This window comes from Xanthocytophaga flava, assembly GCF_030068545.1.
Classification (GTDB): Bacteria; Bacteroidota; Bacteroidia; order Cytophagales; family 172606-1; genus Xanthocytophaga; species Xanthocytophaga flava.
This window is the reverse complement of sequence record NZ_JASJOR010000008.1, coordinates 180,956-207,723: the sequence shown is the minus strand read 5'-3', so window position 1 is coordinate 207,723 and position 26,768 is coordinate 180,956. Positions and strand designations below refer to the sequence as shown.

Annotated in this window: 22 protein-coding genes; 12 read left to right on the top strand and 10 right to left on the bottom strand. The window is 38.4% G+C overall.

The window, feature by feature from the left end; translation table 11 throughout:
• Positions 1–23: 23 nt before the first annotated feature.
• The 4 genes from QNI15_RS14170 to QNI15_RS14155 form a co-directional block, all read right to left on the bottom strand.
• Entirely contained in the window at positions 24–3,653 is a 3,630-nt protein-coding gene (locus QNI15_RS14170) for a SusC/RagA family TonB-linked outer membrane protein (protein WP_314032233.1), read from the bottom strand.
• 197 nt (positions 3,654–3,850) lie between these two features.
• Complete coding sequence (locus QNI15_RS14165) at positions 3,851–4,891, bottom strand: FecR family protein (protein ID WP_314032231.1); 1,041 nt, start codon at positions 4,889–4,891, stop codon at positions 3,851–3,853.
• A gap of 392 nt (positions 4,892–5,283) precedes the next feature.
• Entirely contained in the window at positions 5,284–5,907 is a 624-nt protein-coding gene (locus QNI15_RS14160) for an RNA polymerase sigma factor (protein ID WP_314032230.1), read from the bottom strand.
• Positions 5,908–6,011: 104 nt separating this feature from the next.
• Complete coding sequence (locus QNI15_RS14155; RefSeq protein ID WP_313992767.1) at positions 6,012–6,395, bottom strand: winged helix-turn-helix transcriptional regulator; 384 nt, start codon at positions 6,393–6,395, stop codon at positions 6,012–6,014.
• A 115-nt stretch (positions 6,396–6,510) separates the two neighbouring features.
• Here QNI15_RS14155 and QNI15_RS14150 point away from each other — a divergent pair, with 115 nt between their 5' ends.
• A complete protein-coding gene (locus tag QNI15_RS14150; protein ID WP_314032229.1) occupies positions 6,511–7,521 on the top strand; it encodes an LLM class flavin-dependent oxidoreductase in 1,011 nt (336 codons plus the stop codon).
• Positions 7,522–7,560: 39 nt separating this feature from the next.
• Here the strand turns inward: QNI15_RS14150 and QNI15_RS14145 are convergent, their stop codons facing one another.
• The 3 genes from QNI15_RS14145 to QNI15_RS14135 all read right to left on the bottom strand — a co-directional run bounded on the left by QNI15_RS14145 (position 7,561) and on the right by QNI15_RS14135 (position 10,049).
• On the bottom strand, positions 7,561–8,472 hold the full coding sequence (locus QNI15_RS14145) for a helix-turn-helix domain-containing protein (RefSeq protein WP_314032227.1): 912 nt from the start codon (positions 8,470–8,472) through the stop codon (positions 7,561–7,563).
• Positions 8,473–8,536: 64 nt separating this feature from the next.
• Entirely contained in the window at positions 8,537–9,277 is a 741-nt protein-coding gene (locus tag QNI15_RS14140) for an SDR family oxidoreductase (protein WP_314032226.1), read from the bottom strand.
• Positions 9,278–9,479: 202 nt separating this feature from the next.
• Positions 9,480–10,049, bottom strand: a complete 570-nt coding sequence (locus tag QNI15_RS14135; RefSeq protein WP_314032224.1) for a lipocalin-like domain-containing protein — start codon at positions 10,047–10,049, stop codon at positions 9,480–9,482.
• Between the two features lie 227 nt (positions 10,050–10,276).
• Between QNI15_RS14135 and QNI15_RS14130 the strand changes: the two genes are divergently transcribed.
• On the top strand, positions 10,277–11,128 hold the full coding sequence (locus tag QNI15_RS14130; protein WP_314032222.1) for an AraC family transcriptional regulator: 852 nt from the start codon (positions 10,277–10,279) through the stop codon (positions 11,126–11,128).
• Between the two features lie 459 nt (positions 11,129–11,587).
• Here the strand turns inward: QNI15_RS14130 and pdxR are convergent, their stop codons facing one another.
• On the bottom strand, positions 11,588–13,006 hold the full coding sequence (gene pdxR, locus QNI15_RS14125) for a MocR-like pyridoxine biosynthesis transcription factor PdxR (protein ID WP_314032220.1): 1,419 nt from the start codon (positions 13,004–13,006) through the stop codon (positions 11,588–11,590).
• 100 nt (positions 13,007–13,106) lie between these two features.
• Here pdxR and QNI15_RS14120 point away from each other — a divergent pair, with 100 nt between their 5' ends.
• Genes QNI15_RS14120 through QNI15_RS14110 form a run of 3 tightly spaced genes read left to right on the top strand, consistent with a single transcriptional unit; the run spans position 13,107 to position 14,779 of the window.
• Positions 13,107–13,604: a cupin domain-containing protein gene (locus QNI15_RS14120; protein ID WP_314032218.1), complete on the top strand. Its 498-nt coding sequence runs from the start codon at positions 13,107–13,109 to the stop codon at positions 13,602–13,604.
• 54 nt (positions 13,605–13,658) lie between these two features.
• Entirely contained in the window at positions 13,659–14,543 is an 885-nt protein-coding gene (locus QNI15_RS14115; protein WP_314032217.1) for a dihydrodipicolinate synthase family protein, read from the top strand.
• Between the two features lie 5 nt (positions 14,544–14,548).
• Positions 14,549–14,779: a thioredoxin family protein gene (locus QNI15_RS14110; protein ID WP_314032216.1), complete on the top strand. Its 231-nt coding sequence runs from the start codon at positions 14,549–14,551 to the stop codon at positions 14,777–14,779.
• Between the two features lie 106 nt (positions 14,780–14,885).
• Here QNI15_RS14110 and QNI15_RS14105 read toward each other — a convergent pair whose 3' ends face one another.
• Positions 14,886–15,407, bottom strand: coding sequence for a DinB family protein (locus tag QNI15_RS14105; protein ID WP_313992749.1), 522 nt, complete (start codon positions 15,405–15,407; stop codon positions 14,886–14,888).
• Positions 15,408–16,492: 1,085 nt separating this feature from the next.
• Between QNI15_RS14105 and QNI15_RS14100 the strand changes: the two genes are divergently transcribed.
• From QNI15_RS14100 to QNI15_RS14090, 3 genes are all read left to right on the top strand, one after another.
• Complete coding sequence (locus tag QNI15_RS14100; protein ID WP_314032214.1) at positions 16,493–19,885, top strand: fibronectin type III domain-containing protein; 3,393 nt, start codon at positions 16,493–16,495, stop codon at positions 19,883–19,885.
• 221 nt (positions 19,886–20,106) lie between these two features.
• Entirely contained in the window at positions 20,107–21,522 is a 1,416-nt protein-coding gene (locus tag QNI15_RS14095) for an aldehyde dehydrogenase family protein (RefSeq protein ID WP_314032212.1), read from the top strand.
• Between the two features lie 70 nt (positions 21,523–21,592).
• The gene (locus QNI15_RS14090; RefSeq protein WP_313992743.1) at positions 21,593–22,393 is read left to right on the top strand and encodes an AraC family transcriptional regulator; all 801 of its coding nucleotides are present in this window, start codon (positions 21,593–21,595) and stop codon (positions 22,391–22,393) included.
• A gap of 27 nt (positions 22,394–22,420) precedes the next feature.
• Here QNI15_RS14090 and QNI15_RS14085 read toward each other — a convergent pair whose 3' ends face one another.
• The gene (locus QNI15_RS14085; RefSeq protein WP_313992741.1) at positions 22,421–22,960 is read right to left on the bottom strand and encodes a hypothetical protein; all 540 of its coding nucleotides are present in this window, start codon (positions 22,958–22,960) and stop codon (positions 22,421–22,423) included.
• Between the two features lie 624 nt (positions 22,961–23,584).
• Here QNI15_RS14085 and QNI15_RS14080 point away from each other — a divergent pair.
• The 4 genes from QNI15_RS14080 (at position 23,585) to QNI15_RS14065 (ending at position 26,723) form a co-directional block, all read left to right on the top strand.
• The gene (locus tag QNI15_RS14080; protein WP_313992739.1) at positions 23,585–24,127 is read left to right on the top strand and encodes a hypothetical protein; all 543 of its coding nucleotides are present in this window, start codon (positions 23,585–23,587) and stop codon (positions 24,125–24,127) included.
• Positions 24,128–24,262: 135 nt separating this feature from the next.
• Complete coding sequence (locus QNI15_RS14075) at positions 24,263–24,784, top strand: hypothetical protein (protein ID WP_313992737.1); 522 nt, start codon at positions 24,263–24,265, stop codon at positions 24,782–24,784.
• Positions 24,785–24,840: 56 nt separating this feature from the next.
• Positions 24,841–25,365, top strand: coding sequence for a hypothetical protein (locus QNI15_RS14070; protein ID WP_313992735.1), 525 nt, complete (start codon positions 24,841–24,843; stop codon positions 25,363–25,365).
• A gap of 269 nt (positions 25,366–25,634) precedes the next feature.
• On the top strand, positions 25,635–26,723 hold the full coding sequence (locus QNI15_RS14065; protein ID WP_314032211.1) for an alpha/beta hydrolase: 1,089 nt from the start codon (positions 25,635–25,637) through the stop codon (positions 26,721–26,723).
• Positions 26,724–26,768 lie beyond the last annotated feature (45 nt).

Below are 26,768 nucleotides of genomic sequence, written 5' to 3'. Positions count from 1 at the left end.
TAAGTGAGAATCACTGCATTTCGTTAGAAATTAGCATTCAGGTTAAGTCCATAGGAAATAGATGGAGGTAACTGAAGGTTAGAGGTTCCTATATTTGGAATAAAATCCGGATCTATCCCATCTTTATTCGCTCTCCATAAAATACCCAGGTTACGTACAACCCCTGTTATGGTAACACCTTTTACAGGCACTCTGCCAAACCATCTTTCTGGAATAGTATATCCCAGTGAAACTTCACGCAAACGAATATGATCTCCCTTCTCGACATTGATATCTGAATATTGGTAATAAATATTCCCGTAGGTTCCTTGTATCAGGCCAGGAACATTGGTAGTAGCTTCATCTCCAGCCTGGCGCCAACGTTTGTCAATGGTATTGTATAAGCTGTATCCAACACCACCATATCGGCTCGTTGACATTGGAGAGTAGGGCTTCATGAAAACATACCCCATCTTGTACACTGTCTGAACAAAGAGAGTGAGGCGTTTGTATTTGAATGTATGGTTAAAGGATCCAAAATATTGAGGAGTAATGCGACCTGCGTATTTCAGATCGTTTAAACTCTTAATGGCACTGGCACTATACACAGCCGATTTGATTACTTCCCCTTTTTCATTGTAAATAGTAGATTTACCAGCATCGTCCAATCCTGCCCATCTAAACACGAACAAATTGTCAACCGGATAATTTATCAAGGCACCAAGGTTACCAGCTGTTTGCAAACGGGATGTAGCAACTGCATATCTGGAATCTGTCACTTTGTGTGTATTGTAACTCATTATAAAAGAAGCATTCCACTGAAAATCATTGCTTCGAACAATGACACCATTCAAAGCTATTTCAACACCATGTCCATTCATGGAACCTGCGTTACGTGTCACAGTGGAAATATTAGAGCCCAGATAGGTTGGATTAACAGGAAAATCAGCCAGCAAGTCGGTACTACGCTTGTAAAACACTTCGAAACTACCACCCAAACGCCCCTGAAACAGGCTATAGTCCAAGCCAAAATTCAGTACTCCTGTCTTTTCCCATCGTAGAGCAGGATTAGCTGGGTTAATAATACTTGCATAGGGTAACTGAGTCACATTGTCGGTGCCCATTAAGGTTATGCGAGTGAATGGAGAACTGCTTAAACTAATATTTCCATTAAAACCATACGTAGCTCTTAGTTTCAGATTATCCAGCCAGGAAGAAAATTTGTGCATAAAATTTTCTTCAGACAAATTCCAGGCCAGCCCTGTAGACCATAACGGAATAGCACGGTATTTACGATCCAGACCAAAATTGTTGTAGTCATCATAACGCACACTACCTGAAAGGATATATTTGTTCTTTAGTGTATAGGAAGCATTGGCAAAGTAAGACAGGAAACGATTACGGCGATCCAATACAGACTGAGCCGATGGAATTGAAACAGAATATCCCTGGAATGAAGTAGCAGTCTGACTTGGCACCGGCACAGACAACAAATTATCATCATTGTAACCATATAATTTATTTCCATCACCCGTAATCCATGTCTGTCTGACTTCAGCACCTGCAAGTGCACTTATCAGGTGTTGTGAATTAAATGTACTAGTATAATTGATCTGCCCACGAAAACTATAGTTATCAGAACCGTAATTGTTATAGGTTAGCACTCCTCCTTTGGGGATTCCGTAAGTAAGAGCACCTGTAGAACTAACACTTGTATAGGTATTTATCAAGTCACGTGTATAATAAGTTTCTATAGACTGGAATATACGGTTCTTCACATACGCCTTTTCGATATAATACTGCCCTGAAATAGTAATACCTTTATACACTGGTATATTCAAACCAATATTGGCGCTATAGTTATTGTCTTTTGTAGTATTATCCGATAATCTTAATTCATCCAGATAATTGTATTTCCAATTCAAATAGCCTTGCTTTTCATAGGAATCAGTTACTTGTGAATAATAACCTCTGTCATAATTAATACTTTGTCCATTCGCATCCTTCAACTGGTTATATGGCATAAATGTGGTGGCACTATAACCCGCAAATGGAGCTAGACCCAAACCATTATTCTTCTGATCAAACAAAGTAGTTCTTAGAGATGTTGTCAGGGTAGCTTTTTTAAACAACTTAAAGTCCTGATTTACAGTCAACGTATACCGATCACCACTAGTACCTACGACATAACTTCTCTCATTGGAAAAAGAACCTCCTATGTAGAATGTATATCCGTCATGCCCACCACTCACTGACAAATTGTATTGCTGAGACACTGCCTTTTGCAACAAATATTGCTGGACCTGATCGTATCCATTGGTATTTCTCAATACATTCAATGCTGAATCTCTCTGATCTGTTGTGATAGCACCGCGTCTGGCTCTAAAAATCCACTCCGCAGCTGAAGTAATAGGCAAAGCATAAGCCATATTATACGGATCGTTCATTAATCTTTTCTGAATAAGTTCTTGTTCTGCATCTATCATTTGTGACGAATTCATGAGAGGCAATGAACTTAAACGAGGTTTTCCAGATATACTTGACATAGCTGAAAAACTGATTCTTGGTGCAGACAGAGAGGCCCCTTTCTTGGTGGTAACTACTATTACCCCATTGGCTGCCCTTACACCCCATATTGAAGCTGCTGCCGCATCTTTCAGCACTGTAATCTGTTCAATATCATTGGGGTTCAGGTTTCTGATATCCAGTTGGCTTGGAAATCCGTCGATAACCAGTAAAGGAGCCTGATTGCTGTTAATGGTGTTACGCCCTCGCAAAGCCATACTCAATGAAGTATTGGCATTCTCTACTCCTGTATACAGCTTGTTAGAAGTAGTTGTGTACAAAAACGAGTTATCAGACTCACCAATATTTAATAACAATCCTGGTACATTTCCTTCCAGCCGCTGAGCAATATTCGGAACCGGAATCTTCTCCAGTTCTTTCGCTGTAATAGTACTAAATGAACCTGTAGCCCTTTCTTTTGGAAGATTCTGGTATCCAGTGGAGACAACCTCTACTTCCATCAGTTCTTCTATTTTCATTTCTAATACTACTTCATAATGAGTTGCAGAAGAAAGAGGAACCTCTTTGGCGTTGAAACCAATGTGAGAGAAAAGCAATGTACCGCCATTCAAGGGTACCTGCATGGAGAATTCACCATTACTATTTGTTCCGGCTACTGCCTTGGTATTTGCCACATAGATCGTAGCACCTACAACAGGTCTCTGCAAATCATCTACTACCCGGCCATTTACAGTCCGCATTTCACTGACACTACTGAAAAAAGTATTCTGCCCGGTAGAAGGTGAAATAGGCGACGAATCTTTGTTATCCCTGCTAATAATGGTATAATGATTTTTGTCTACATAGAGAAATAACAAGTTATTAGGATACAATAAGCTCTTTAATACCTCTTCTACTCCACTTTTCTTCATTGCTTCCACATCCACACCTGTTGTCTTTCCTTCCAGCAATGATCTTTCATAAACAAACTGAGTTCCATAGATAGCACTAACCTTGTCCAGTGCAGATTTAAGTGGAATCTGAGCAGATTTGGATGAATTGTCTGAATTTGTTTGTGCATAGAGGGTATTATACCATCCATGAATCCCCTGGATTGTTCCAAGAAAAAAACAAACTCGTAAAAGTAATCTGGTAGATTTTTTCATCATTAAACAAATGGTTGGTTTCACTGATACTTTTCACTAAAAAACATAGCTGGTTGTTTCTTACCCAAGACAATCTGGCCAATACATCCTCACTTACTATTCAGACAAAGCAGTGCCATGCTGCCCCCGGAAGGCAGTATAAACAAACATTTGCTATGTAATAAATTGGCTAAGTGGTGGGCTTACTTATATCATGATCATTATCTTTTTCGCTTTTTGAAGATCAACAAACTGTCTTTTCGTTCTATCTTTACATTGAGTATATTGGAAAGTACAAACAGAATGCTTTTTTCGTTTCTCATCGGAATAGCTCCATCTATCCTACGTTGCCCCAGTTGCTCATCTTCCAGTACAACCGTATACCCATAGGTATCTTCCAATTCATGGATAATATCATTGACCGTTGTGTTGCTTAAGGCTAGTTTTTGTTCTGTCCAGGCGGTAGCACTTTCAACAGCCGTATCCTTTTTCTCCCATAGTCTTCGCTTTATATCGTATTTTGCAGACTCTCCGGGCTTAAGTTCAAACGAAATTTCCCGACCTCGAAGGCCTTTTACCTGAATACGCCCTGTTTGTAGAGCAACCTGTGCTAGTCCCCTCCTTTCTTTCACATTAAAAACTGTCCCCAGTACTTCTACTTCAATAGCATCTGTCCGCACCACAAACCGTTCAGACTCCTTGATAGCATTGGTATCCTGATTCAGGTGTTTTACATGAAATAATGCTTCTCCTTTCAGGTATACTTTACGGGAGTCATTGAACCATTTCCAACGTTTTGGATAACTCATAGACGAATTGGCATTGAGTGTTATAACAGAACTATCTGGCAATGTTATAACACGGGTCTGTCCATATCCTGTCCGAACAAACTCATTCCCCCAATACTGTGTATTGAGTATCCATACACATACAAGTAAAGCAACTATAGAGGCAGCGACTAATATCCATCTGCTGCGTTGTGGACGCAATGCAATCACCTGCTCTTTCTGATCATCAATATCTTTCTGTATCTGAGTCCACAAGTCTGTCGCCAGTGACTCTGAAGGAGTAATTCGCTGAATGGATAACAAAAACCGTAATCTAGCTTCAGCCTCCTGCATTTCTTTCAGATTAGGGGGTTGCTGTGTAATCCAGTCATTCCAAAACTCTTCAGAAACCTGTGTACGGTGTTTTACCCACTCAAGAAAGAAGTCATCTTCCAGGAAATCTTCTATAGTAAACAGATGGTACTGAGGTCTCATAAATGATTAAATCTTGCACATAGCTGTTTGAATTACTTTTCTACAGTAGAAACCAGTCAGTTTATTTCCCCTTTCTGCAGGTAACTCACAGTAAGGACGAAATCAAAAACAGTTTTACCCCACGCGGGGAAAATATTTTTTCTTTTTTTTACAAGTCTAGAAAGAAAGCCTATCAATGTAGCTTGCAGACAACTAACATGCTTGATAAAAAGCCAAAAACACAGAATATTATTTCAAACCGAAAAAACTTTTGAGGAAGTTACAAAACAATAGTTGAACTTTCTTTAGGACAATTTCAGAGCTGGTAAATGGTCTGGTCTTAGAGGAAAGAGTATCAGGGATATACCACTCTTATCGAGTTAGATTCGTTGAGTGACAAATAAAATTTATTACTAATGAACAACTATCCATTGACGAACTTCCATGAAAGTACTCACCAGTAATACCAAAAGCGTTTTTTTAGAAACATTCAGAATCTCTCGTAAAGCCTCCATTCCTCTGCCAACCAGCTTATAAGTAGCTTTTACAGAAAGCTGCATGACTTCAGCGATCTCTTCATAACTAAGTTCTTCAAAATAACGCAGATAGATAACCTCTTTCTGACGAGGTGTTAAATGATTCAGTGCATCCAATACTACCTGAGTCTGCTGAGTAAAGTTTTCTTTGTCAATCCATTCAGATTCAGCAGAAAACACCATTTCAAAATGGTAATCATCTTCAAGTTCTATTTTTGGACGACGGCGTTGAGAGTTAAAGGTATCGTAGATCAGACCACGCAAGGAAACCAGAAGATAGGATTTTATGTTGGAGACATTTCCCAGATTACTTTTATTACTCCAGAGCTTGATAAACAAATCATGAATAGAATCCTTGACCTGATCCTCGTCCTGACAGAGTCGCATACCATATTCATACAGGCGTTTAAAGTACTGAAAATACAGAGCGGAGAAGGCATTCTGGTCTCCTTCTTTAAAAGCACCCCAATCCGGTATTTTCTCTTGATTTTTTTTACTCATTCCAATTAATATCTATCAATCAGGCCTTAAAGTTAGCATTTGATTTTGAATAGATATTATAAGGATCAGATGAATAAAAATAGATTCTTCAGAAGTACAATCATTTAGTTCTTTTCAACTACTAAAGATTCCTGCAAAGAATGCATACTCAGATCATCTACCTCTGATTGCTGATCATATTTTGTCTCCCAGTCTTCCAACATTGAAAAAATCGGTAATAGATCCAGTCCTTTCTGTGTGAGACTATACTCTACACGAGGTGGTAGTTCTTTAAATTCTTCCCGAATCAGAATGCCATCGGCCTCTAGTTCACGCAATTGATCGGTAAGAACTTTTCGGGAAATAACGTCCATAATAGCGGCCAGCTGTCCAAAGCGGACTTTCTTATCCCGAATCACACATACAATAATTGGTTTCCACTTGGAACCCAGAGCTGTCATAGCTTTTACCAATGGACAGGAACTGTAGGCAAATTTTTCGCGATTCATTTTAGTTACTTCAAAGTTACCACTATCAGACTATAAATAGTTACAAATACGAACTAACCTTAGTTCCTTTGTGTAACTAAAGAACAACAGTTTCTTTTTCTCAAATCAGTGAAAAATGACAAGTAACCGAAAATCTCTCTCTTATTCAATATTGGAACTAGCCAGTGTAGCCAGTGGCAGTACCCCTACCCAAACATTTGAAAAAAGTCTTGATCTTGCCCAAAAAGCCGAAGAACTGGGCTATAAACGTTTCTGGCTGGCCGAACACCATAATATGGTCAGTATTGCTAGTTCGGCTCCATCTGTGCTAATCGGTCATATTGCCGGAGGTACTAAAAAAATACGGGTGGGATCAGGTGGTGTAATGTTGCCCAACCACTCCCCTCTCATTGTGTCTGAACAGTTTGGGACCTTAGGTTCTCTCTATCCTGATCGCATTGACTTAGGTCTGGGCAGAGCACCGGGTACAGATCAGGTTACAGCGCATGCTATCCGTTCAGACCGGATGCAGTCTGTATACCAGTTTCCGGAAGAGATTAAGCAGATTCAGCAGTATTTTTCATTAAACAATAAGGGTGCTAAAGTTCGTGCAACAGTCGCAGAAGGAGTTTCTGTTCCTATCTATATATTGGGATCAAGCACTGACAGTGCCCATCTGGCAGCCAAATTGGGTTTACCCTATGCGTTTGCTAGCCACTTTGCCCCTGCCCAATTATTTGAGGCTTTGCATATATACTACAATGAGTTTAAGCCTTCATCTTTTTTACAGGAACCGTATACTATTGCCTGTATCAATGTCATTGTGGCAGAAACGGATCAGCAGGCCGAACGTATCTCTACTACATTAATCCGTCTGATTGTTGGTGTACTTACCGGACAAACTGATTACATGCAGGAACCGATTGACATGACACCTCAGCTACGCCAGCTTTCTCATGATCCTGCCCTGCAACGTATGTTAAAATATACTTTTGTGGGTAGCAAAGAAACTGTAAAACAACAAACAACTGAGTTTCTGAAACAAACAGGGGTAAATGAGATCATGGTTGCTTCACATATTTACCACCATGAGGATCGGTTAAACTCCTATCGGATTTTTGCTGAGATTATGCAGGAGTTGTCATGAATGTAAACGAAACAAAGTTGTATTAAAACAACATTATTATTACTCAAACGACTGCCTGAATGCCACAGGTGACATCCCCATCTTTTGTTTAAATAATTTATGAAAAGACTGGGGATGTTCAAACCCTAATTTGTAGGCTATTTCTGATATATTCAGTTGACTGAGACTAAGCATATCTTTGGCTTTTTCCATTAACAATGTATGAATATACTGTTGTGTATTCTGTCCTGTTAGTGTTTTAAGCATATCCGTTAGATAGCGTGGTGATACTTTCAAGTAATCAGCCAGTTCCTGTGCATTGGGCAAACCACTCAAAACCGCATTATCCAGCCTCTCAGCAAGATAACTGTTCATCTGTTCCAACCATTCATTGTGCAATGTTTTACGGGTAATAAACTGTCGGTGATAAAACCGATTGCTATAATTGAGTAATAATTCAATCTGCGAAACCATTACATCCTGGCTAAACTGATCAATATTGTTTTCCAGTTCCAATGCTATATGATTAAAAACAGAAGCAATAACGAATTTTTCTTTTTCTGATAAGAATAATGCTTCTGAAACGGCATAGGAGAAAAAGCCATAGGTATGGATGCGTTTTCCTAAGGGATAATTCCGTATGAAATCAGGATGAAAGAAAAAAGTATATCCTTCATACGTTTTCTCTTGTTCGTAAGCAGTAACAATCTGGTTGGGAGCCAGAAATGCCAATCCTCCTTCTTCAAAATCATAATATCCTTGCCCATACCTGACTTGCCCTTTAAAATCTATTTTAAAGGAAATCTTATAAAAGTTTAACGCAAATCGTTGTCCCACATCGGCCACGTTTACTTTAATACTCCCATACCTCACCAACGCTACCAAAGGGTGTAAAGGCTTAGGCTGCTCCAGGCGCCGCATCAGATCAGAGATATTCTCAAAAATATAAGGTTGTTCTGCTGTTGTTTTCATAATTGAAATAGTAGCAATAACATATAAGGAGGAAGTTTCCCCAGCCTACCGGCCAACAATACGCTCAATTCTGTACAGAAGGTCGAATGACAAGGTCTCCAATTTCTACATCTGCAGGTTGCTCAATGGCAAACGCAATAGCTTGGGCAATAGCCTGAGGAGAAATGGCAATTGATTCCATGGTATCTCTAATCGCATTTTTCATGGTTGCATTCTTCATAGCATTGGGCATCTCTGTCAGAACAAATCCAGGAGAAATACCTGTTACCCGTACCTGTCCAGCCGACTCCTGCCGTAGAGCTTCTGTGATAGTACGAACCGCATTTTTGGTTCCGGCATATACACCTTGTGTAGGTACAATTTTAATTCCCGATGTAGAGATTACATTCACTATATGTCCTGAGCCTTGTTTCAGAAACACAGGCATAGCGGCTGCAATTCCATATAATACCCCTTTCAGATTCACATCTATCATCTGCTCCCACCCTTCTACATCCAGTTCATCTATACGCGACAACTGTCCTACCCCGGCATTATTGATTATCACATCCAGTGTTCCAAACCGTTCACAAGCCAGATCCACCTGCTTTTGGAGATCGTTCCGCTGGGTTACATCTGCTTCTAACCAGATACAAGATCCTCCTGCTGACTCAATACGATCCGAGAGACTTTGCAAACGTTCTGTTCTGCGTGCTCCCAATACCACCTTTGCACCTTTTTCTGCCAGTAATAATGCAGTTGCTTCACCTATACCACTACTAGCCCCTGTAATAGCAATGACCTTACCTTCCAATGTACGTTCCATAGTATTCTACGTTTTTTATTGATTTTGTGATGAGGCAAAGGTCACAACGATTACAAATAAAAAAGTAGCCAATAATGCAGAAGTTGTAGTCGAAATGGTGTTTCTCAAGGAGTAATGTTTTTTATGAATGGGAAATAACCAATTCTGACAAATGATGCCAGGAAAATAGAAAATCAGTAACCAACAAACCTATTTTCTTGCTTTACTTTTTTCTGACACGTTTCCAGACCGACACTGCAGTTGTTCCGGCAGCGACAGTGGATGGTACTTGATAATACAATTCATCATTCAAAAGTCTGAACTTTCGGACTTGCGTTGTACTCTCCCAGTTTGGATAGGCGGCATTGTCAATCTGAAAAGTTAATAACTTATTCACAGTATCCATTTTGATATGCCCTACATGTGTGCTAATTCCTAAAAGAGCAGATTCATATTCCTTAGGCGTTCCTCGCTTCTTATCCCCTGAGGCAAACTTTGGGCGGTCTGGTCGAAAGATCTGTAAGGAGTACTGTCCGTCGGAATCAATCATCAAAATACCTTTTGCGTTTTTCCCATAGGCAGTGTCTGTAACCAAATTTCCATCTGGAAGCAGCACCTGTGCTGCCTTTAACATCCAAGTCCCGGCAAGAGGAAACCCAGCATCCTGGTCTTCTGAGATTGATACATCGACAGACTTCTTCTCTCCTTTTTTCGCTACTTGCTTGCTCTTGGTTTGAGCTATTGACGAATATACAGATACAAACAGTAAAATCACTGTGAATAGTTTGTTCATGTTGCTTTTTTGTGGTTTAAAATCCATTGAAGTATAGATTAATTAAAGTGTTCTTATAAACAATCTTTGTTCATACATATAAGTATTTCTCTAAAAGCAGCTATAGCTTCTACTCTTCTTCTGATTACTAATTCTCTTATCGTTAAAGAGTTTTATTAAGACAAAAGTATACATTTGCTTTCCTTCGCTATTTGTAAAACTTTACACTTATTCTGTATTATACAACCATGTATGGAGCAACATTATATAGGCAATACGAAATCGAATGGAAGGAATTACAACGCTATACCCGAACAACAAAGCGTAACAATTTTTTTGAACTGATTTATGTCGTTGCTGGAACAGGAGTGCAGACTGTCAATAAAAATCGTTTTACTTACCGGAAGGGAAACTTGTTCTTACTGACTCCTCAGGATGAATACTCCTTTGTGATTGATACCACTACAACGTTCTTTTTCCTGAGGTTTAATGAATTGTATGTGAAGGATAATATCAGCAAAGACAAAGACATAGTCAAACAAGTAGAATATATCCTGCAAAATGCCAGTCACCGTCCGGGCTGTATCCTAAAAAACAAAGTAGACAAACCTTTCATTGCTATGCTTGTAGAGAGTATTTTGAATGAACAAACTAATCAACAGCTCTATTACAATCGTATATCTGAACAAATCATTAATACAATCATTACGATTGTTGCCAGAAATATTGCATTAAAATTGCCCAAGAATATCAATGAATCAACAGGTGAACCTATCCTGGAAATGTTGAATTACATTCAGCAGAATATCTTCGAACCCAAAAATCTGAAAGCACAGAAGCTGAGCCAGCATTTTAATATTTCCCTTACTTATCTAGGCCGGTATTTTAAAAAACAAACAGGTGACACCCTGCAAAACTACATAGTCAACTATAAAATGCGGTTAGTAGAAACAAGACTACTGCACAGTGCCATGCGGATTAATGAGATTGCCTATGAGTTTAACTTTACAGATGAAAGTCACCTGAATAGAGCATTTAAAAAATACAAAGGCATGAACCCGTCTGATTTCAGAAGAATAAACAGTATTCCCTTACAGTAAAAGCTCTGCACTACATAAATCTCGTTTGCTTATAGAAAATATACCAAAGGTCATAAGAGACTATACATGATAACTGGAAGTATGGTCATTCCCAAAATTGAACTGAGTTCCGGTCAAAGGTAAAAGTGAACATTATTCGAATATTTCTGAAAAGCGACTGGTATTCCGGTTAAAACAAAAAATGACTGGAACTCCAGTCAAAATTGAAAGTGAACAAAGTTCCAGTCATTTTGTAAAGAGATTCGAAGTAAGGTCGCTTTGCTTGATGAATAGTTGCCCAATCACTCAATATTCGATTGTCATTTTGAACATAGTTCTGATCACTGACAAATTTCCAGGTTACATTCCCAATAAAGCTAACCATCTACTCAGCTGATCAAGTAGTATCAACGATATTGCCTACTTCAGATATGACCTTATTGCGTCATAGTCAATCAAGATAAATTGCGTCATGAAAAATCAAAGTAATGAGGCTAACGTTTGCACTCCTTTTTCCAGGTCTTCTTCTGACAATGAACCATAGCTTAAACGAATACCGTTTACCAAACGATTAAAACTGTAATCATCTGGCGTAATGATTTTGATCCCTTTGGTCTGAAGTTGGGCAGAAACCTGTTCCCAGTTTACTTCTATTCTGGGAACTACCCAAAAAGCCAATCCACCATCCGGAATAGTATAATCGGCTTTTTCTGACAGATACTTTTTTAGTAGTTCTGCCATAAAATCTCTTTTTGATTTGTAATAATGGGTCGCTTTTTTCAAATGCCTCTTTATAGTACCGTCTTTAATAAGTTGCAAAACAGCTTGTTCCATTATAACATCGCCCTGTACATCTATAATTTTTCGTAAAGATCCAACCCGATTAATTAAAGCGCTGTCGTTACTCACCAGATAACCGATTCTCAATGCTGGTGCTACGACTTTGCTCATTGTTCCAATATATACATAGTTTTTTAGTTCTGTAAAACTAGATAATGGAAATACAGGCCGATAGCCAAAATGAAATTCGTTATCATAGTCGTCCTCAATAATCTTAAAACCATAGTCATTGGACAACCGAATGAGTTCAAGCCTTCGCTGAAGGCTTAGTGTTACTGTTGTTGGATATTGCCGGTGTGGTGTGGTATAGATAGCATTTATCTTTTTACCTGATTTTAAGTGGGCTACTACATCTTCGATAACCAATCCGTCCTGATCTACCCGAACAGGCAATAGCCTGGCCCCAGTTTGTTCAAATGCTTTCCAGGCAGGCTTGTATCCCGGATTTTCTACCAAAATGTATTTGTTCTTCTCAAGCATACAGTGAGCTGTTAAATACATCGCCATCTGGCTACCTCTGGTTATACAGATTGAATGTTCATCTACCTGCATTCCCCGTTGGTGATTGAGCATCTGGACTACTGATTTTCTAAACTCAATATCTCCCAGTTCACTACTGTATCCCATCATCTGCCACCGGGCTTTTCGATTAAATATCTGACGGTATGCTCTGGCTAGTTCTGCCACAGGAGCAATCTTGCTATCCGGATGTCCATCATCAAAAATTATACGAAACACATTGGGTACTTTCTCCTTAGTTGCAGCAGAAGGAGTATTATATGGAGTTTTAACAAGGGACGGCAATGTATCTGCCACAAAAGTTCCTTTTCGTTCTTTAGAAACGAGCCATTCCTCTGTCAGCAGTACATTCAACGCTTCCACTATTGTATTTCGGTTTACCTTCAACTCTTGAGCCAGTACCCTGCTCCCCGGTAAGGCAGTACCTCCCTTTACTCTTCCTGATTGTATATCCGCAATAATGGCATCAGCTATTTGGAGGTAAATAGCCTTCTCCACAGTATAATCTAACTGGATTTCCAATTTCCATGGTCGAAGCATCTGGACTACCTGTTTTTAGTAAAACTGTATCAGTATAATAGGCCAAAGGTACTCTATTTTTGTAAGGTAATAAGGCAAAAAACATAAAATAAACTCTGCTATGACTAAACTAGAAACAACTTCAGCAGCAATGGAAATTCAGGAAGAACAAAAACAATTCAGCTCCAAGGATTTTCATAAAACCTATGCACGGCCAGTATATGTAAAGTCATCCCATTTTATTCACAGGAATGTAGAGAATGCAGGTGAGCATAATCAGTTCTCAACCGAACGAAAACACCTTGTTTACTTTGTAGATTTACCCAGCAAAAATGTAAGTATGACCATTGGCGGACTATTACCTGGACAAGTAACCAATCGCCATCGCCATACCTATGAAACAGTCTTATATGTGATTGAAGGGAAAGGATGGACCGAGATTGAAGATGAACACATTGAATGGCAGGCAGGTGATGCTGTATATATCCCATCCTGGGCATGGCATAGACATCAGAATCTGAGCGATACAGAACCTGCAAAATACCTTGCCTGTGAGAATGCTCCACAACTGCAAAATCTAGGGGTTGCCCTTCGTGAGGAAGAAGGCAGAGATTTGTAATACAGATCAAAACCTTCTTTTAAAGAATTCTTATCCTTATCCACAACGTTTCAAATGAAGTCCATTCCATTCAAAGGCATAATAGCCTATCCAATCACCCCCTTTGATAATCAGGAAAAAGTCGACATTCCTTTATTCAAAAAACAAGTAGATCGACTACTTGTTTCAGGAGCACATGGTATTGCTCCTTTGGGAAGTACAGGTGTATTACCCTATCTGACAGATGAAGAAAAGGAGGCTGTCACAGAAGCTACTATGCAACAAGTGGCAAACCGAGTACCTACTCTGGTAGGTGTATCAAATCTTACAACAGATAAAACCATTTATCATGCCCGGTTTGCAGAAAAAGCAGGCGCAACAGCAGTAATGATTATCCCGATGAGCTACTGGAAACTTACTGATGATGAGATTGTACAACATTATGATGCAGTTGCTTCCAAACTATCCATTCCTATCATGGTATATAACAACCCGGCAACCAGCGGGGTAGATATGTCACCAGCATTGCTGAAACGTTTGCTGGAAATTCCCAATGTGACAATGATTAAGGAAAGTACAGGCGATGTACAAAGAATGCACTATTTACGAAAGGAATTAGGTGAAGATGTTGCCTTTTACAATGGTTCCAATCCACTGGCTCTCGCTGCTTTTGCAGCAGGTGCTAACGGCTGGTGTACCGCAGCTCCTAACCTGATACCAGAATTAACGATGCAGTTATATAATGCTATTCAAAATAATGACCTGACAGAAGCACAGCGTGTTTTCTATCGACAACTGGATCTATTGAAATTTATCGTAGCCAAAGGATTGCCAAGAGCTATTCAGGCTGGCTTACACATCCTGGGAGATGACGGAGGACAGCTGAGAAGTCCGTTGAAGCCCTTGACAGATAATGAATCAGCAGAATTAAAAACTATTCTTTCACAAATTAACAAGTAAACAAAATGACAAAATCCGTTTTTTATCATGCAGGTTGTCCCGTTTGCGTAAGTGCAGAACAGGATATATTAACTCTTATTCCGTCCGAACAAGTTGAAGTAATTCATCTGGGAACAGACAAATCAAAAGTTACAAAGGCCGAAAAAGCAGGTGTAAAATCTGTTCCTGCCTTGGTAACACCCAATGGAAATGTGTTGCACATTAACTTTGGTGCTTCGATAGAAGATTTAAAATAATAGTCATTACATGATTAAAATATGAAAGCCCTTCATTTTCAGGAAATAGAGGGCTTTCATATTTGCCAGAAACTGTGAACTTGGATAAAATAGGTATTGAAGTTTTTTATCTTCCTGCTTCAAAACTTCTATTTACCATATTCTCCAACTGAAACTGATGGCGTTTCAAATGCATCTGGATAAACCAGAGCCATTCATATCGGGTAAGATACCCAACGCCGGGCAACTCAAAATCATGGCAGATAGCTGTAAGATCTTTCTCACTGATAATAGCCAGATCTTTCTCCTTTACATGTTTCAGTTTAGTGATCAACTCGCTTTTCTGATGAGGCAGACTATCTGGCATCAAACTTTCAGGTGATTGAAATTTTTGACTTAAATCCTCCCACCACGGACGAATCTGAGGAAGACAGGAATCATACGCACGATTTGTAGACATTGTCTTGTTGTCTGGAAGACCATCCGTAGCCAGCAAAATATGTGTAACCACCTGAGCTGGAGTCCAGCTTCCAGTAAAGGGAATCGTATTTACAACCGATTCATCAATTTGATAAATCGTTGAAATAAAGGCATCAAATGCTTCTGTCAATGCCTTATAAAGTGTATCTTTTTCTGATGCAGGTATCATAGTGTTCGTTTTTTACAAAGGTCACTATTGGTACTTTATCACATGCTGTGTATATCCGGCAAAGTATGGGTGGAATTGCGACAATTAAATGCTTTATCTGATCATTGGTTGACTCCTAAACAATACCTTGAAGTCCCAAAAACAAAAATTCTCCGAGGGAGACCTTCGAAGAATTTCAGTAACAAACCACTTACAACCTAAATTCGTATTTTTATATTTGTATCAGATTTACGTCTGAGTATATATCTACTTGACTTACAATACAAAGATACTACATCCACTCCACCTGTAAAGTCATAATTTATTCATTACCATACACATATACCTTTTTTTCTTTTATTCACAAAGAATGTCTCCAGATTTGATAAACTATTCGATATGAATCCCTAGTACTATCCCATAAATTAACTTCTGTCCAATTTACTTCCATATCTGTATTCATTAATCCAATTCACTTCTTTCATCTTTTGTCCAAAAATTAAATTTTCTTCAGAACTCCTGTTACTGTGTTTGGAGAAATCTAAACTATACTGTTTTTCAAAAAAAGCTAAAACCATACACTTTTTTCGAATATCATAAGTATAAAAAGATTCAACATTCGCTTTCACTGTCACCCGTAATTAAAGCACCGGAGTAAAGTTGTATAGTTGATAAGGTAATTTCCTCCTTATTTAAAAGTCAATCACCCTGCCAACTTAATTTAAAGTGGCGCTTTGAAATCCAAAGAAATTATCTACATATAAAAATAGATCTTTTTATTAATCCTCAAAATTTAAATATACCCTTACAAAATATTTACTATAAATAAAAATTATAACTATATAAACAAAATATATTTTCCTATGTTTACCATCAGCAAAAATTGTTATTAATCAACACATATTAGGTTGTAACGTTAAAATAGGCTTTATAAATAAAATTCATATACACATAACCTATCAAGATACCTAACACAATAGGTACGCATCAAAAAATCACAAAGTATATTTAATTTTATTTACAATTTACCTATTTTTACCATGTTACTTATTACTCAGCAATATAAAATACAATCTATCTTCAATCTTTTAACAGCTATTTTAGTAATGAAAAAAATCCTACGTCTTAGTTTACTTTTTATGTTATGTGCAATCAGCTGCACATATGCCACAGAGTATTATGTACGCACTGATGGCAATGACAACAATCCAGGCACAATCAACTCCAGTTCAGGTGCTTTCCGAACAGTTACCAAAGCTTGCCAGATAGCAACTCCAGGCGATATTGTTAACATCGCCAATGGAAGGTATGTTGAAGGTCAGATTAACATTGACAACAAAAATGGCTCAAAAAGTACCCGACTGATTATCAGATCTATTAACAAACATGGTGCTGTTATTGCAAGTACTTCTGGTACACATGCGATTTCGATCAGCAATAGTACTGGTGTTACAATAGATGGACTAGAGGTAACTTTTGATAATCCGGCAAATAGCTACCATTTTGGAATCTTAGCTTCTGGTTTTGGAAACTGGATCACAGTTAGTAACTGTTATGTTCATGACATTGGATCCTCCGGAATTCAAATCAACAATGCAGACCATGTCCTGATTGAAGGCAACGTGGTTAGACATAATGCTGCTAATACAGGAAATCCAAATGGTAGTGGCATATCTGTTTACCATCCTCGCCATGCAAGTGATTATATAACTGGAGAATGGGGTGTAATTATTCGCAATAACATTTGCTTTGAGAATGTTTGCTCATATGCAGATCCTGCCAATGGATCAATTACTGACGCCCCAACAGATGGAAACGGTATTATTTTAGATGATTTTAATAATACACAAACCTGGAATACCGGAGGCGAAACAGGCGGTTATATACATCCTTCGTTAGTTGAAAATAACTTAAGTTTTAATAATGGGGGTAGAGGCATCCATATATTTCAAACGAATTATTCAACCGTTCGTAATAATACCTGTTACCATAACAATTATGAACTTGGTAAATATCCTCAGTATTATGGCTGGAATGGAGATCTGAATTGTTCACGTGAGAGTTTAGGATGCAAATTTTATAATAATATAGCAGTAATGAAAAGTACCAATACTCCTGGTTATGGATTACTGGTCACTTACGACACTGATGTACAGAACAATATAGTCATTGGAGGCGCCGGGCAATTCACATCATCGAATCCAAGTACAAATCCAGCAACAGGTACTTTACCTACTACGAATCAAATTAGAGTATTGAGTGATCAATCGTATATAAAATTTGTAAATCCAACGTATGCTATTACATCTTTCAGTTCGACGAATCCACAATTGAGTGCTTATTTTGGTTTGCAATCGACAAGTCCAGCGATTAATGCCGGGCTCAACAGCCAATCTCCTAGTTCAGATCTGGAAGGAAAGGTACGACCTATCAATTCAACAGTAGATATAGGAGCTTATGAGTATGGCACTCCAGGGACAGATACTCAAGCACCAACAGCACCATCAGGTCTGTCGGCATCGGGTATAACACAAACTAGTTTTACTTTGTCATGGATACCTTCCACTGATAATGTTGCAGTAACCAACTATGATATCTTTCAAGGAAGTGCCACTACTCCTGTTGCTACTACTAACACAACCAACTTTGTTATTACAGGATTAATAGCTGGTACTACGTATAGTTTTACAGTAAAAGCAAAAGATGCGGCAGGTAATGTCTCTACTGCCAGTACTGCTCTGTCCGTTACGACTCTAACTAATACTACTACTAACAATGGTTTGAATGGCCAATTCTACACTCAGTATGGATCAAATGTATCAGCAGCACGTACTGCCATTGCCGGACAATCCCCTGCTTTCTCTTTTACGGCTACTACTGTAGACTATCCTTCAGGTTCTGGTACAACTAGCCCTGCTTCTACTTTATGGTCAACATTTTTGGGTACAGATGGAACAGGAGCACCTTCTGGTGAACAACTTGAAACATCTACATTGAAACTTTCCGGTTACATTCAGATCAAACCAGAGCATGATGTACAAACTGGAAACAGCACCATTGAAGTAGACTTTCTTTTAGCTTCCCAAGGCTATGCAGCTCTGACAGTAAATGGAACACAAGTTGTCCTTAATGAAGCTAACTGGGCATTTGGCACTAGTTCAGCACGGGTAAGCTTCCCTTCTGCCGGATATTATACAATTGAAGTGCTCAATAGCGTTTCATGGGACAACGGAGGTGTGGAATTGTATAGCAGCATTCCAGGTACAACCAATCCAGGAAGAGGTACTACTGCTGCAACTTATCTGATTCCTCAGATATATCTATTCAAAACTATTCCTCCAGCAACAGATACCCAAGCACCAACAATACCGACTTCACTCGTTTCCTCTGCTATCACACAAACTAGCTTTACATTGAGCTGGAGTGCCTCTACAGACAATGTAGCAGTAACTAGTTATGATATATTTCAGGGAAGTAGTACCACTCCAATAGGAAATAGCACAAGCACATCTTATACTGTGAATGGTTTAACAGCTGGTACAACTTATAGTTTTACAGTAAAAGCAAAAGATGCAGCGGGTAATGTCTCTGCTGCTAGTACAGCTCTGTCTGTTACGACATCAGCTCCTATAACCGGAGATGGTTTAAATGGCCAATTCTATACTCAGTATGGTCCAAGTGTATCAGCAGCACGTACTGCCATTGCCGGACAAACTCCTGCTTTCTCTTTTACCTCTAATGCAGTAGATTATCCTTCAGGAACAACAACAACCAGTTCTCAGTCAACCACCTGGTCAACATTTTTAGGCACAGATGGAACAGGAGCACCTTCTGGTGAACAACTTGAAACATCTACATTGAAACTTTCCGGTTACATTCAGATCAAACCAGAGCATGATGTACAAACTGGAAACAGCACTATTGAAGTAGACTTTCTTTTAGCTTCTCAAGGCTATGCAGCTCTGACAGTAAATGGAACACAAGTTGTCCTTAATGAAGCTAACTGGGCATTTGGCACTAGTTCAGCACGGGTAAGCTTCCCTTCTGCCGGATATTATACAATCGAAGTGCTCAATAGCGTTTCATGGGACAACGGAGGTGTAGAATTATATAGCAGCATTCCAGGTACAACCAATCCAGGAAGAGGTACTACTGCTGCAACTTATCTGATTCCTAAAGCAGTATTGTTTAAAACGATTCCTTCTGGTGCCAGAGTGGCATTTGCTGCAACACAGAATTCACTTGAGTCTGATACTAATTTCACCTTGTATCCAAATCCGTCTGTTTCAGGAAATGCCGTAACAGTAAAAGGTACATTTTCTGATACAAAAGTGCTAGTAACAATCCATGATATAACTGGTAGAGTTGTTTACAAAAACAATAGTGTAACAGAAAACGGATCTATCTGGCTACCTACCAATGGATTGAAGAAAGGTATGTATGTGATTACATTAAACTCAGGAAATACAAGTAGCCAGAAAAAACTGGTAATTGAATAAACTAAATCATAGTTATCTATATAAAAGAAAAAGTCTTCCTCAGGGAAGACTTTTTCTTTTACCATATCCTCACCTAAAACCAGGTCACATTTCAAGAACAATAGAATATCAGAAAACAAGTTGGCCCATCTGAACTTTACAACAAACAGACATTGAACTTTTTAGCAAAGTGAACCCGCCATAATGTGTCGACCTTTGTAGAAACAAAAACAATCAACTCGATGAAAACAATTGATAAAATCTATGTAAACGGAGCCTTTGTAACTCCACACGGAACAGAAGTTGCTGAACTGATTAACCCAAGCAATAATACAGTAATTGGTACTGTCCAACTTGGTGATGTAGAAGATACCCGTAAAGCCATTGCCAGCGCCAAAGCTGCCTTCAAATCCTTTTCAAAAACAACCAAAGAACAACGTTTGGAATATCTGCAAAAGATGTATGATGCCATAGCCAAGCGCCAGGATGAATTCACTGATGTGATGGTTCAGGAATATGGGGGCACGCTGCAATTCTCCAAAATGAGTACACTCAATGCACTAAACAGTATTCAAAGTGCGATGGAGACGCTAAAACAAGTAGAGCTAATACGAACTGTAGGCCAATCACAGGTGCATATGGAACCTGTTGGTGTAGTAGGTATCATTACACCCTGGAATGCAAGCAATAGTTTTATCTCTAACAAATTATCGACCGCCATCGCAGCAGGATGCCCCGCAGTGATCAAACCTAGCGAGATGAGTGCGCTGCAAACGCAGATCCTTACAGAATGTTTGCATGAAGCCGGTTTGCCTGCTGGAGTGTTTAACATTGTAAATGGTCGTGGGGATGTAGTAGGCGCTGAAATCAGTCGCCATCCGGACATTGCCAAGATTTCATTTACAGGTTCTACTCAGGTTGGTAAATCAATTGCCCGAAATGCAGTGGATAGCATGAAACGAATTACGCTGGAACTGGGTGGCAAATCACCTAATATTATCCTGGAAGATGCTAATTTTAAAACGGCTGTTCCATTGGCGGTTCAGGCAGCGTTTATGAATAGTGGACAAGCCTGTGTAGCAGGTACACGGTTATTAGTACCTGAAACACACCTGGAAGAAGTGAAGAAACTGGTGAAGGAAACAGTTGAACACGTGAAAGTAGGAAACCCACAGGACGCAGATACCGCTGTAGGTCCTTTGGTAAGCAAGAAGCAATATGACCGTGTACAATCCTATATTCGGTTAGGATTGGAAGAGGGTGCAGAATTACTAACTGGAGGTATTGGACAGCCCTCAGGCCTTGAAGCAGGAAACTTTGTCAAACCAACTGTGTTTGTGAATGTAAAAAACCAAATGCGTATTGCCAGAGAAGAAATATTTGGTCCTGTACTATCTGTGATCTCATATAAAACAGAAGAGGAGGCCATTGAGATAGCCAATGACACAGATTATGGATTGCAGGCATATGTTAGTTCCTCTGATGAGAAGCGGGCACATCAAGTTGCTGGGCAATTAAATGCAGGACGGGTACTGGTCAACTGTCTGAAACATGATCCAATGGCGCCTTTTGGTGGCTTTAAGCAATCTGGACTTGGACGAGAATATGGTATCTTTGGCCTGGAAGCTTATCTGGAACCTAAAACCATTATTGAATAAATACTATTCCGGAATGGTTTACAGACAATTTATCGTTTGTAAACCATTTTCTTTACATTACTTTTTCTATATGAGTACTAAGCCATCCACATTACCAATACAATATTCCTGTTATTTTCATCGTAGCAGAGCTGGAGAGCAATTTATACCCGAACATACTATCAGTTATATTGTGTCCGGTAGTATGGAAATGAGTGATATCACTACCCGTCAGTCCTTTCAGCAAGGTGATATATACTTTTGTCGGCGTAATCAGTTGGCTAAATACGCCAAACAACCACCAGCAGATGGAGAGTATCGTTCTGTCAGTATCTATTTTGATCAGGATACGTTACGTAGGTTTAATCTGGAGTATGGGTATAAACCAGATAAGACAGTAAATACACCTGCATTTATTCCTCTGACCCATGTCCCAGTATTGATTAGTTATATGGAATCTTTACGGGCCTATGAACAACTATTTACTCAGAAAGAAAACGAAGCTTTGCTGACTGTGAAGCAAAATGAAGCTCTGCTTCTGCTCTTACAGCTAAAACCTGAGTTAAAGAATATTCTGTTTGACTTTTCAGAACCTGGCAAAATAGATCTGGAAGCTTTTATGAACCAGAACTACCATTTTAATGTAGATCTGCAACGGTTTGCCTATCTTACAGGTCGTAGTTTATCAACCTTTAAACGGGACTTTGAAAAAGTGTTTCAGGATACACCCAGTCACTGGTTGATTCATCGTAGATTGAAAGAAGCTTATTATCTTATCAAAGAAAAAAAGAAAACAGCTTCTGATGTGTATCTGGATCTGGGTTTTGAAGATCTGTCCCATTTTTCGTATGTATTCAAGAAAGCCTATGGGGTATCCCCTTCTATGGTTTAGTACTTCTTTTCAAGTCAAACGACTCTTTTATAAAGAACCCTCTATTAGATCTGGCAAATCTCTGTATATCCTATACCATGTTTCACTGTCAAGTTTCATTGTACAAAGTACCCTCCGTAACATATCTATACGGATTTCTCTGGTAAACATCTTTTTCTTCGCCTCATTGAGAAAGTCAGGTTCCAGGTTTATAGCCTGTTCAAATTCATGAAACAATTCAATAACCTCTTCTCTCTTATAGGTATGATCTGCTAAAATAGATGTAAGTGTATTGGTACATATTGTAATAATTCCCTTGTGTGTAGCCATAACAGCATTCAAATCCTTATATACTGTCCATTCCAGCATAGTCAGGGGTAATAATGAATCTGTTGGAGAATCCGATGCATTCTCTTCAGATTGAAGATATGGATGCTCATGCAATCGGTTGGCTTCTGCCTCCATACGGGCAATAATCCCTGTCAGTAACCTGATAACTGAAACTGGAGGGTTTGCTAAATGCTTCTTTGTTTGTTTGACTTCTGAACGAAATTCTTCTTCCGATTCAGCATTGGATTGTGCTGCCATAGTTTTCAGGTTATTAGTATATAGCCTTATTATTTCAACTATCCAAATAGTTGTGATTGTATTGGCGGCTCTCCTTTTACATATGAGCAATACAGTATACAACTATCACACCTTCAAAATGTTTATACCTATCTAAGGCGGATTGAGGATATATTTCAGCATACCAATATACTTACAGTCTCAAAAAGATTACAAGCAACACATTATTCTGGAAGAGGCAGCTTTTTACTATCTTTTAGTACAGACAACACCAGCATTGATTTTGTCTTACCTATCTCACCCACCCATTTAATCCAGATTCTTGAAGGATTGGAGATCACGAGTTACTATCTTTAACAATAATCACAGGAATCGTCACTATTGTGATACTCAATTACTTCATCCAGCTGCCGCATCTTTATAATTAAACCCTGACGAGCAACTATATTACTATTTGATAAAGAAAAGAAGAAGAACTATTGAAGTATATCTGGAGGTAAGCTTTGAGGATTTATCCCATTTTTCGTTTGCATCCAATAAACATTTTGGGTATTCACCAACTGAGTTGTTATCATACGTATTGATTTGGCATTTCAGAAGATATTTCCTAAACTTTGCCAGACCAAACAATACTAACGACTATACATGAATGTGCTGGATTTTATAACTGAAGATATTGAGATCTACTTAGATAAGGCATTGAACGGTTTTACAAAACCAGTTCAGGTTTCTATTCTTGATTTGAACAGAAGCGAAACCGAAATTGCTACCATTCTGTCAATAGATAAAAATCTGGTTAAGGATCAGAAGGAAGCCTTAATTATACTCATAAACAGATTTCTTTATCTGAGAGAAGAGTGGCTTGATTTCTCAATTTATACCAAAGAAGATATTTTAAGAAGCACCGATTGGTGGTTAAGACCCAGATATAGTGACTCTACTTTTCACCCAGATACACCCTTCACGGAGCAATTTGATATACTAAGTGACTATCTCCGTCCCAGTCAGTACGTTGTCATTACCCATGAAAATAAAGTTGTAACCAGAGAAGAATTTCGTGCTTTATCACCACTTAGCACTGAGAATATCTTACACATAGCAAGTTCTCAATTGGACTGGAGCCAATTTGAAATATACATCGAGACAGATACTCAATTTATGTTTTTTCACTGGTATACATCCGCATAACAGTAAACTTTTAACCAACTTTTTATTTACTATTAAGATACCTTGCCTATCTTTTGTCCTCTTAAAATCTTCTGATAATAGATTTTAAACTATCTATTTTATTTCGACATATACACATATACATAGAAAACAACAATGATTCGAATCGAATTAATCCCACTAGAAGGAATAGACATAGAATCTATTGGAAGAGTAGAATTAGGTAGTACAAAGAAGGAAGTGGAAAGGATACTCAGTAAAGCGGATAAAGAGAGTAGACAACGATGTTTTTATGACCGATATGAATTTCGATTAGATTTTGATAAAAATAATCAGCTTGAATTTATTGAATTCATATATGGACCTTTTCCGGAAAGAACACAGCCTGAAATATTTGGGATCAAACCATTTGAAACAGAAGCAATGAAACTTGTAAATCTTCTGACTGAAAGGAATAATGGCTATGTAGACCTATCAGAGGCAAACCATGTGTTTGCTTTTCATGAAATTTCAATTGGGATTTGGAGAGATGCTACAGAAGAAGATATAGAACAAATGATATCTGAAATGAAGGAGCATAGCGAATTTGATGCAACACAGGAAAATATAAAAAATGAATTAGAAATGGCGAAATACTTTTGGACAATCGGTCTAGGAGTTAGAAACTATTATAAATAACTGCAATTTACATTTGTCAAACTCCTACTTACTAAGACAAGCTCTTACAACAGAATATGAATAACAAAGAAAATTTAGGTACATTAACTTTAAAAAGGTTTAATGGAGATGAGATTTGGAATATTACAGAAGGCGAATTTTCAATTTCTCCCCGAGATAATTACTATTTATTAAACATCTGGGTAACTTCATCAGGTGATTTAATTATGAAGCCAACTAATGATAATATAAGAGAAGAAGAGGAAGATAGCGATGAAAGAATACATCCAAGAATTGAACTACAGACAAAGCTAAGCCAAGAACAATATCAAAATTTTATTGGGAAAAGTTTTGGCTTTCTCATTGAAGAAGTTCCAGAAGAAACAGATGATAACTTCTCTAATTTTTATTATCATGCGCATGAAGAAACTTATTCGAATCAAATTACAATCCTGAAAAAAGAAGCTGATAGATACCACATTCATAGTATCTCTTCTGCTACAGATCTTAACTTCTATGACGGGAGTAAGCCGGATAATGAAATAATCATCGACTGTTGGCTAGAGATGCAAGCCCATAAAACAGGTTATTGGACAGTCTAAAAATTATATCCAGAACCTACTATAAGATATACATATTGTATCTCTAGTGAAGGTTTGTCAGTTTGTGATTTTCAAGTAAGTTGAAGAAACGTAAATGTTCACCCCATTCTTTGGTAAACCGAACCACTAGTACACTTTCAATAACCCTCTATAAGGTTACTTTTTGGCAAAGATTACATTATAGGTATAGATTTGTTTCTTTAACAAAACCAGCATAACCAAGTATTTTAATCTAACCATCACAACATCCATTAATCTAATACCTATCTATGCAATACCATTTGAACCGAAGTAAAATAACTTTTACCAAAGTCATACAGATTACTCTTTTTATCTTTTTTATCACGGTCCCAACTTTTGCCAAAACAAAATCAATTCATCAGGAAAAGTTTGTTCGCATTGGCGGAGTTGAACAGTGGGTCACTATTCATGGAGCGGATAGTACCAAACCAATCATATTGTTTCTGCATGGCGGTCCGGGAAGTGTTATGAGTGCTTATGATAATACGATATATGGAGCATGGGAAAAAGACTTTGTTCTGGTTAGTTGGGATCAAAGAGGAGCAGGAAGGACCTTTGGTAAAAATGTTCCCGAACAACACGATGAAGAATATTGGATAAATAATCCATTGACTGTTGACCAGATGGCAGCAGATGGCATTGAGCTTTCGGAATATCTGATCAAACAACTGCGACAACCCAAAATCACATTGATAGGCACCTCCTGGGGATCAGTGCTGGGAGCTACAATGGCTTTGAAAAAACCGGATCTTTTCTATGCCTATATTGGACACTCTCAGGTTACAAATGGTACAGAAACATTAGTCCATGCCTACCATACGGTATACAAACTTGCTCAGAAAGCAAACGATAATGAATCTATCAATAAGCTCACAATACTAGGTGTTCCTCCTTATGATGATGCAAAAAATACAGGGCAATTATTTCGTGTTATAAAAAAATACGAAAGAGAGAATTCTGTACCTGCCCCCAATACATGGTGGAAACTAGCCCCTGCATACGATAACGAAACTGATGCCAGAAACAGGGAAGATGGAGATGATTATTCTTTTATTAATTATGTAGGACACAAAAAACTTGGCATCAAAGCGATGAGTGCGACAGTTGACTTCATGAAGAATGGACTTTCTTTTCAGTTGCCTGTATATATCATTCAGGGAGAAGCAGATATCTTAACACCACAAGAACTCACAAAGCCATACTTTGATAAGCTAAAAGCTCCTCACAAAGAATACTTTTTAGTGTCGGGAGCAGCTCATGGGCATAATCAATCCATCATTGATGTCCAATACAAAGTTGCAAAAGCATGTTTAGCCTGTGTTCAGAAAAAGAAGTGAACACAAAATCACTTATTGGGATATCCAAGCAGTAATAGCTTTTGA